The organism is Herpetosiphon giganteus (genome assembly GCF_016907925.1).
In the GTDB taxonomy this organism is placed as follows: domain Bacteria; phylum Chloroflexota; class Chloroflexia; order Chloroflexales; family Herpetosiphonaceae; genus Herpetosiphon; species Herpetosiphon giganteus.
The window spans coordinates 1-8,282 of record NZ_JAFBCZ010000062.1 but is presented as its reverse complement, the minus strand read 5'-3'; the positions used below and the strand labels follow the sequence as shown (position 1 = coordinate 8,282).

The 8,282-nt window shown below is 52.4% G+C and carries 8 protein-coding genes; 5 read left to right on the top strand and 3 right to left on the bottom strand.

Annotation, left to right across the window (positions count from 1 at the left end):
• Positions 1 to 225 precede the first annotated feature (225 nt).
• The gene (locus JOD20_RS26035; protein ID WP_204758091.1) at positions 226 to 1,317 is read right to left on the bottom strand and encodes a 6-phosphofructokinase; all 1,092 of its coding nucleotides are present in this window, start codon (positions 1,315 to 1,317) and stop codon (positions 226 to 228) included.
• Between the two features lie 225 nt (positions 1,318 to 1,542).
• Between JOD20_RS26035 and JOD20_RS26030 the strand changes: the two genes are divergently transcribed.
• Complete coding sequence (locus JOD20_RS26030; RefSeq protein ID WP_204758090.1) at positions 1,543 to 2,127, top strand: MBL fold metallo-hydrolase; 585 nt, start codon at positions 1,543 to 1,545, stop codon at positions 2,125 to 2,127.
• A 102-nt stretch (positions 2,128 to 2,229) separates the two neighbouring features.
• Complete coding sequence (locus JOD20_RS26025) at positions 2,230 to 2,856, top strand: MBL fold metallo-hydrolase (RefSeq protein WP_204758089.1); 627 nt, start codon at positions 2,230 to 2,232, stop codon at positions 2,854 to 2,856.
• Here the strand turns inward: JOD20_RS26025 and JOD20_RS26020 are convergent.
• Positions 2,851 to 3,402: a GNAT family N-acetyltransferase gene (locus JOD20_RS26020; protein ID WP_204758088.1), complete on the bottom strand. Its 552-nt coding sequence runs from the start codon at positions 3,400 to 3,402 to the stop codon at positions 2,851 to 2,853. The two genes, JOD20_RS26025 and JOD20_RS26020, sit on opposite strands and share 6 nt — an antisense overlap.
• Before the next feature lie 105 nt (positions 3,403 to 3,507).
• On the opposite strand from JOD20_RS26020, the gene rimO reads away from it, so the two are divergent.
• Positions 3,508 to 4,917 (top strand): 30S ribosomal protein S12 methylthiotransferase RimO, encoded by a 1,410-nt coding sequence (rimO, locus tag JOD20_RS26015; RefSeq protein ID WP_204758087.1) that lies wholly within the window; start codon positions 3,508 to 3,510, stop codon positions 4,915 to 4,917.
• 60 nt (positions 4,918 to 4,977) lie between these two features.
• Here the strand turns inward: rimO and JOD20_RS26010 are convergent, their stop codons facing one another.
• Positions 4,978 to 5,400, bottom strand: coding sequence for a BlaI/MecI/CopY family transcriptional regulator (locus tag JOD20_RS26010; protein ID WP_204758086.1), 423 nt, complete (start codon positions 5,398 to 5,400; stop codon positions 4,978 to 4,980).
• A gap of 128 nt (positions 5,401 to 5,528) precedes the next feature.
• On the opposite strand from JOD20_RS26010, the gene JOD20_RS26005 reads away from it, so the two are divergent.
• Positions 5,529 to 6,548, top strand: a complete 1,020-nt coding sequence (locus JOD20_RS26005) for a polyprenyl synthetase family protein (protein ID WP_204758085.1) — start codon at positions 5,529 to 5,531, stop codon at positions 6,546 to 6,548.
• A gap of 91 nt (positions 6,549 to 6,639) precedes the next feature.
• On the top strand, positions 6,640 to 7,827 hold the full coding sequence (locus JOD20_RS26000; RefSeq protein ID WP_204758084.1) for a glycosyltransferase family 4 protein: 1,188 nt from the start codon (positions 6,640 to 6,642) through the stop codon (positions 7,825 to 7,827).
• Positions 7,828 to 8,282 lie beyond the last annotated feature (455 nt).

Sequence of the window (8,282 nt, the reverse complement as noted above, 5' to 3'; positions counted from 1 at the left end):
GATTAAGGTTTAAGCATCCATATCATAGCGGATAGCGTTGATGGAGTCAGCTTTTTAGTTCCAAGGAGCAATCGATGTCATGCAGTAAGCCCCCAACCCCCTCTCCCACGAAAACGCGGGCGAGGGGGAGCAAGCCCTTGTTCACCGACACATTACCCAAGAACGACAAAACAAAAGCCCCTCGCCCGCGCCACGGGAGAGGGGTTGGGGTGAGGGAACGCTGCACTATTTATTAATTCGTTGTTCTTCATCGCCAAAAACAACGCCCAACGAACGGGCAGTGCGCACCATTTGGCCATCAACTGGCACTGGCTTGATTTTGTTGGCACATTCTAGCAATGGCACCGTAATCAATTGATCGTTTTGGATTGCAACTAACTGACCAAAGCGACCTTGCGAGATGGCCCAAACCGCGCCAACGCCATAGCGCGAGGCCAAAATGCGGTCGATTGGCGTTGGCGAGCCGCCACGTTGAATATGCCCCAACACCACTGCCCGCGTATCTTTGTCGGTTAATGCTGCTAATTGGTTGGCAACGTAATAGCCAATCCCGCCAAGCAAGCCTTCGCGCTGGTAAATCGCCTCGCCACCTGCTGGCATTGCGCCTTCAGCCACAATAATAATGCTAAACGACGAACCAACCGAATCGCGTTCGTTAATTTTGTGGGCCAAGGCGCGCAAATCAAACGGAATTTCAGGAATTAAAATTGCATCTACCCCGCCAGCCAAGCCAGCGTGCAAGGCGATCCAGCCCGCGTGGCGACCCATCACTTCAAGCACCATCACGCGGTCATGGCTTTCGGCGGTAGTATGCAGCCGATCCAAGGCATCGGTCGCAACCCCAATGGCGGTATCAAAGCCGAAGGTTTGGTCGGTGCCAACCAAATCGTTATCGATGGTTTTGGGCACGCCAACCACGGGCAAACCAAAATTGCCCAAATCGTGGGCGATTGATTGACTGCCTTCGCCACCCAACACGACAACTGCATCGATACCTTCGGCCTTGGCATTGGCCACAAATTCTTGATATGCTGCATCGTTGCGCACTAATTCGCCTTGGGCATTTTTACGCCAGCCAAAATTGCCCTTATTAGTGCTGCCCAAAATTGTGCCACCGCGTCCAAGCAGGCCCCGCACTTCTTTCAAACCCAAAGGCCGCAGGCGGGGCTTACCAACCAAGCCCTCAAAACCATCTTCAATGCCAACTACTTCCCAGCCATGTTCAATAACTGCCGATTTTACAAAAGCTCGAATAACCCCGTTTAAGCCGGGGGCATCGCCACCACTGGTCAAAATTGCAACTTTGCGAATCGCCATGGCTCAACTCCTTAACTATCTATATCTACATTCAAATCAAACACGATTAATTATGGCTATCCTAGCACTATCAGGTTCGCTCTGGCAAGGAATATTCATACGACCCATGGTTATGGTTTAGTTACCGATTAAATCAATCTTGCGGCTGTCAGCACAAGCGTTTGGATGCGCTACTATGGTGATGTGCGTGTGGTGAGTAGCCTTACTAGAGCGGAACATTCAACTATGACATCCACAATTATCAACGTTGGCTACGATGAAACCAATTATTACCTGATTGGAGCGACTGACGGTTTTTTGATGCTCGATGTTGGTTGGCCTGGAACGTTGGCCAAATTACTTGCCCAACTCAAACGCCAAGCGATCGCATTAACGACAATTCGCTATCTGCTGGTCACCCATTATCATCCCGATCACGCTGGTTTAGTGCAGGAACTCAAGGCCCACGGCGTGCAATTGGTGGTGATCGAACAGCAACGCTCGGCGATTCCGATTCTCAAAACTTATATCAAGCCGCACTACCAGTACCAAGAAATTACCTTTGATCAAACGCTTGTGCTGCGGGTTGAGGCAACTCGTCAATGGCTAGCTTCAATTGGCATCGCTGGCGAGATTATTCTCACGCCTGGCCATTCCGATGATAGTGTCAGCTTGATTTTGGATAATGGCATCGCTTTTATCGGCGATTTGCATCCGTATGCCAGCCATACAGAAGACCCAGCCCTGATTGAACAAAGCTGGCAGGAATTGCAAAAACGTGGCGTGACCTTGGTCTATCCCGGCCATGGCGGCTGTCGTCCGTTGTTTTAAACCAATTTGCACCAAATGAACGACCGCAAATAAGCCCGATGGCCGAGTTAATCAGCTAATCCTTGAGTTAATCTAGATCCAACTATTGTATGGAGGCAAGCAATGCCGTTTGGAATTCTCAATGTTGGCTACGATTCAACCAATTATTATTTGGTTGGCTCGACCTTTGGCTTTTTGCTGATCGATGCTGGCTGGCCGGGCACATGGGGCAAATTGATGGCGGTGCTCAAACGCAATGATGTTGATCTCGATCAAATTCATTCAATGGTGATCACCCACTATCATCCTGATCACGCGGGCTTGGTGCAAGAACTCAAGGCCAAAGGAATTGAGTTGATTGTTGTTGAAGAACAGCAACCAGCGATTCCCTTGCTCAAAAGCTTGATCAAGCCCGAACACAACTATCAGCCAATTACCCCCGATAATACCCGCGTGATTACCACCGCCGAAAGCCGCGAATGGTTGGCTTCGCTGGCGATGGCTGGCGAGATTATCCACACACCTGGCCATTCTGCTGATAGCATTAGTGTGGTGCTCGATCAGGGCATTGCCTTCACAGGCGATTTGCAACCCTACGCCGCCGATGATGAGAACCAAGCCTTAGTCGAGCAGAGTTTTCAGGCCTTGCGCGAGCGTGGCGTTGAATGGATGTACCCAGGCCATGGCCCGATGCGCCCACTGATTTACGTCAGCCAACAGGTCAAACTTTGCCCCGACGACCCATCATAGCCCAATCTCCGTGAGATCGTAGCTGAAAAATAAGCCAATCTCACGCGGATCAAGTGTTGCAGGATCATACAATTGCACATCGATGCCGCACCAACGGAACCCGACTGTTCGATAAAACTCAATTGCTGCTGGATTGGTCGTTTGAGTTTCGAGCCAGACACAACGAGCCGATAATTGTCGCGCTGCTTGAATCGCTGCTGTGAGCAATTGTCGGCCTAAGCCCTGCCCGCGATAACCGCGAGCCACATAACAATGCTCAAGCACCGCCCGCCGATTCCATTGCTGATAGTCCAGCGCCGCCAAACCAACCACGTGGCCTTGATCCTCGGCCACCACTACCCAAGCGTGTTGCGCCCAACGCTCACAATCCTCGCGCAGATCATAGCGTTTTTCAAATGGCTGGGTTAATTCGCGCAAAACCAACGCGATGCTTAATTCAGTTTGCTGCACATGATAGATTGTCGTGGTGCTAAACCCTGTATCCAGCGCGCAAATCGCTGCCTGATCGTGGGGCCAATTCAGTGGCCGCAAGCGTAATTCGGGCATAAAGCCTCCGATTCTGCGTATTTGACTGAAACTTGCTGGTACAATAGACACATCGATCTTAACTATTTATCAACGAGGCTGTGCCTCATCGAGTTTATACAACACATGAAGTTTCATATCATTACTTTAGGTTGTCCGAAAAATACCGTCGATAGCGAAGGCATGCATGGCATTCTAACGCGCGAAGGCCATACCGCCGTTGATAGCAGCGCTGGCGCAGATGTGGTGATTGTCAACACCTGTTCGTTTATCAACGCTGCCCGCGAAGAAACCGTTGGCGTGTTGCAAGAGTTGGCCAACAACAAAGCACCAGGTCAAAAATTAATTGCTGCTGGCTGTATGGCCGAAAGCCATGGCGATGTACTGCGTTCGCGCGTGCCCATGCTCGATGCCACCCTCAGCACCAAAGAATGGATGCGGATTGGCTCGGTTGTGGCTAGTGGCGCTGCGCCAAGCAAAACCACCGGCTTTGGTATTCCCTTGATGGGCGGCGCACCAACTGCGATCCCCACAACTGGACTTAATCTGAGCCTCACGCCTTCATCGACTGGCGATAGCCTTGGCGCGTATGGCGATTGGCGCACGACTGCAATCAAACGCAACAAACGCGGCCCCTCGGCCTATCTCAAAATTTCCGATGGATGTAATTTGCGTTGTGCTTTCTGTACGATTCCTTCGTTCAAAGGCGATATGCGCTCGAAAGCAGTTGGCTCGATTTTAGGCGAAGCCCGCGAGTTGGTCGAGGCTGGAGTCCAAGAAATTATCTTGGTTGCCCAACACCTGACCGATTATGGCCGCGATTTGGGCATGAAACACAATGGCCTTGGCGTTTTGCTCGAAGAATTGGCCAGCGTTGTACCTGCCGATCGCTGGATTCGGCTGATGTATGCCTATCCCCAATCGGTTACGCCTGATTTGGTGGAAACCATGGCGCGGCTGCCCCAATTGTGCCACTACGTTGATATGCCGTTGCAGCACGCCCACCCAGATACCTTGCGCCGCATGCGCCGCCCACCAGATACCGACAAAACTAAGGCGATTGTGCATTCGTTGCGTCAAGCCATGCCCGATTTATCGTTGCGCACCACGTTTATTGTGGGCTATCCAGGCGAAACCCGCGACGAATTCAAAGCCTTGCTCGAATTTCTCGAAGAAATGCAATTCGACCGCGTGGGTATGTTCCGCTACTCGTTGGAGCCAGGCACGGTTGCAGGTGAATTGCCCGACCAAGTTGCCGAGCGGGTTAAAGAACGGCGTTGGAACGAAGCCATGGCTGTCCAACAAGTGATCTCACGGGCACGCACGGCTCGCTTTGTTGGCCAAACCATGAAAGTTTTGGTCGAAGGCACTGGCACCGATGACGATGGACGCGAGATTGTGGTTGGGCGTTCGTATCGCGATGCGCCCGAAGTTGATGGCTTGGTGTTTGGCTATGGCGCTGCCGAAGTGGGCCAATTTGCCAATGTCGCAATCAACAAAGCCACCGATTACGACCTTTGGGGCGAAATCGTCTAGTTTTCACAGAACAAAAAAAGCCCCTCTCCCACCTTGGGAGAGGGGTTGGGGTGAGGGATTTTAGACCCGTGCATAGCGATTTTGAGCATCGCGGCTGAGTTGCTTGAGTTGGCTTGGGTCGTTGCGAGCCAAATAATCAACGACATAGCTCAGGGTCATATCTGGATAATCATCGAGCAAGCCATCGAGCACTTGTTGCACAACCATCTGAACAAACTCATCTTGGCTCAATTCAGGGCTGTAAACGTAGGCCAAGCCATCGCGGGTGCGGTGCAAAATGCCTTTTTCGGCCAAGCGGCTCATCGTGGTCATCACCGTGGTGTAGGCAATATCGCGGCGATGTTGCAACGAACGATGAATTTGCTTAACTGTGCCTTGATTTTCTTTCCATAACAATTCCATAATTTCGGTTTCCAACGGGCCAAGCACCTTGACCAAGCCATCTTGGGTTGGGCTGAAACGAAAGCGCATTTTCAAACTCATCAGCAGGCTCCTTATTTTTATCGAGATGTGATGCAACGGGTTGTTCTTAGCTGCTTTGAGTGTACGCCCTTGCAAGAATTGGTGCTAGAGCTGAAGATTACAAAGACATTACGTAGTACGAGGTTACTATGAAACAAATTTCTGATGAATCGATTCGCCAAGCGATGCAGCAAGCCTTCCCAGCTGCCGATGCTCGGGTCAGCTTGTTTTATGAGATGCAGGAATATCATCTTGGCTGGCGCGATGCACAGCTTGCGCCGACCCACGCTGATCGTGGCAAATTATTGCGCCCACGCTTTTGTTTGCTGGCCTGCGCCGCAGTTGGTGGCAACCCAGAGCAAGCAGAGCCATTGGCTGCCGCAATTCAACTCTTGCATGATTTTTCGTTAATCCACGACGATATTGAAGATCATAGCCCAACCCGTCGTGGCCGCGAAACGGTTTGGAAATTGTGGGATGTGCCGCAGGCGATTAATGTTGGCGATGGCATGTTTACCCTCGCTCAGCTTTCGCTGTTTCGCTTATCCGACGTTGGCGTTGAAGCCTCAGTTGTGGTTGAAATTGCCCGCCGCTTCAATCAAACGATCATTCGTTTGTGCGAAGGCCAATATCTTGATATGTCGTTTGAGCAGCGCCTCGACATTAGCGAAGCCGATTATCTGGCGATGATTAGCCGCAAAACTGCTGCATTGATTGCGGCGGCGGCTGGCTTGGGGGCAATTTTAGGCAATGCCAACCGCGAACAAGCCTCGGCCTTGTATAATTGGGGCGAAGCGCTTGGTTTGGCCTTCCAAATCGAAGACGATATGCTGGGCATTTGGGGCGCAGAAGCAGTTACCGGCAAGCCCGATGCCCACGATATTTGGGGCCGCAAAAAGAGCTTGCCAATTATCCATGCTTTGGCTCACGCCGACGCAGACGATGGCAAAACACTGGCCGCAATCTATCAAAAAGCCGAGCTTGAAGCCAGCGATATTCCCACCGTGTTGGCGATTTTAGAGCGTACTGGCTCGCAAGGCTACACTGCTGGCGTGGCCAAATTCTATCACGAGCAAGCCTTGGCGGCCTTGGCCGATTTACAAGGCGAGGCCGAACCAATTGCCGAGTTGCATGGCCTGACCAAGCAATTATTGGGACGAGTGAAATAGTTGGGCTAACGGCAAGGCTGGTTTAGCCCAGCAATCTGCTAACCAAGGAGTAAGGGTTGGGCTACGGCCTTGCTGCTAGCCACCGATCATTATGATGCGAATTTTGTTGCTCACAGCCGAATATTTGCCCCAACCTGGGGGCGTAGGCGATTACACTGCCAAATTGGCCGAAGCCTTGACCGCAAGCGGCTGCCAAGTTTGCGTATTAACTGCTGGCGAAGGCCCAGAACAAAGCGAACCTTGGCTGGTTTGGCGGCGGGTGCGCGGTTGGGGTCGCAAGCTCCATCAAGATGTGCGCAATGCAGCCAAGCAGTTCGAGGCTGATATTGTGCATATTCAATATCAAACTGGCGCATATGCCATGAAACCAGCGGTTAATTTGCTGCCCGCTGCCCTCTCGCAGCCAACCGTCGTTACCTTGCACGATTTGCGTATGCCCTATTTAGCGCCCAAAGTTGCTCCATTGCGCCGCTACGTCACCCGTCTCTTGATTGAAAATGCCAATGCGGTGGTCGTTACCAATGCAGAGGATGAATCGCGGCTGGCTGGTGATGCACCCAGCAGCAATCCCGATATTTATACCTTGACCCAGCCATTGGAGCCGCCTGCCCACTTGATTCCGATTGGCGCAAATATCGAAGTTGCGCCGTTGGCCGACCGCGAGCAGCTGCGCCAACAATTGGGTGCAAACCCCGAAAGCGTGCTTTTAGGCTATTTTGGCTTGCTCAACAGCACCAAGGGCGTGCATACGATCGTTGAATCCTTGCAATATTTGCCCGCCACAACTCGCTTGGTGATTATCGGCGGTGGCACAGGCTCGCCCGAAGATGAAGCTTACGCCGAGCAATTGCGCGCCACCATCAGCCGCCTTGAACTCGACCAACGCATCCATTGGACGGGCTATCTGAGTGCGAGCGAGGTTTCGCGCACCTTGCAGGCCTTAGATTGCGCTGCATTGCCGTTTAGCGATGGCGCATCGTATCGGCGCGGCAGTTTGTTGGCGATGTTGGCTCATGGTGTGCCGACAATCACCACACCGCCGCATGTGCCTATCGATCCTTCGTTGCGCCACGAACGCGATGTGCTCTTGGTCGAGCCTGAGGATTCGATTAACCTGGCTTTGGCAGTCGAGCAACTTGCTGCCAACCCTGAATTGCGCCAACAACTGAGCCAAGCAGGCAAACGCATCGCTAGCTCATTTCGCTGGGAAACGATTGCCCAATTGCATCAAGCGCTCTATCAACAGTTGCTTGCAAACCAACCAATCAACCAGGAGTAGGAGTCAGGGGCTAGGGGTCGGGGGTCAGGGGCTGGGGTTTGGGCTATGGGCTGGCAGGAATATCATCAAATAAATCTGTGGCCAACGGAAAGGATGAAGGATGAGGGATGAAAATTGACCATTCGTGCAATTCGTGCAACTCGTAGCGAAGACAGCCTGATCCCCTCACCCCAACCCCTCTCCCAGCCGCTGGGCGAGGGGCTTTAACTTCGTGGTTCTTGCGCAATTGGTCGGTAAAAACGGCTGCTCCCCTCGCCCGCGTTTCAGTTGGAGCGGGGCTTTTCATTCCGTGGTTCTTGCGCAATTGTTGGGAAACAAGGGTCGGCTCCCCCTCGCCCGCGTTCAGTGGGAGAGGGGGCTCTTTCAAGGGTAGGTAGTTAACACGGGTGACCATGGTTCCGGATAAAACCGTCCCACGAGAAGTGGCTGGTGGGTCAGGAGGTGGGTGATGATCA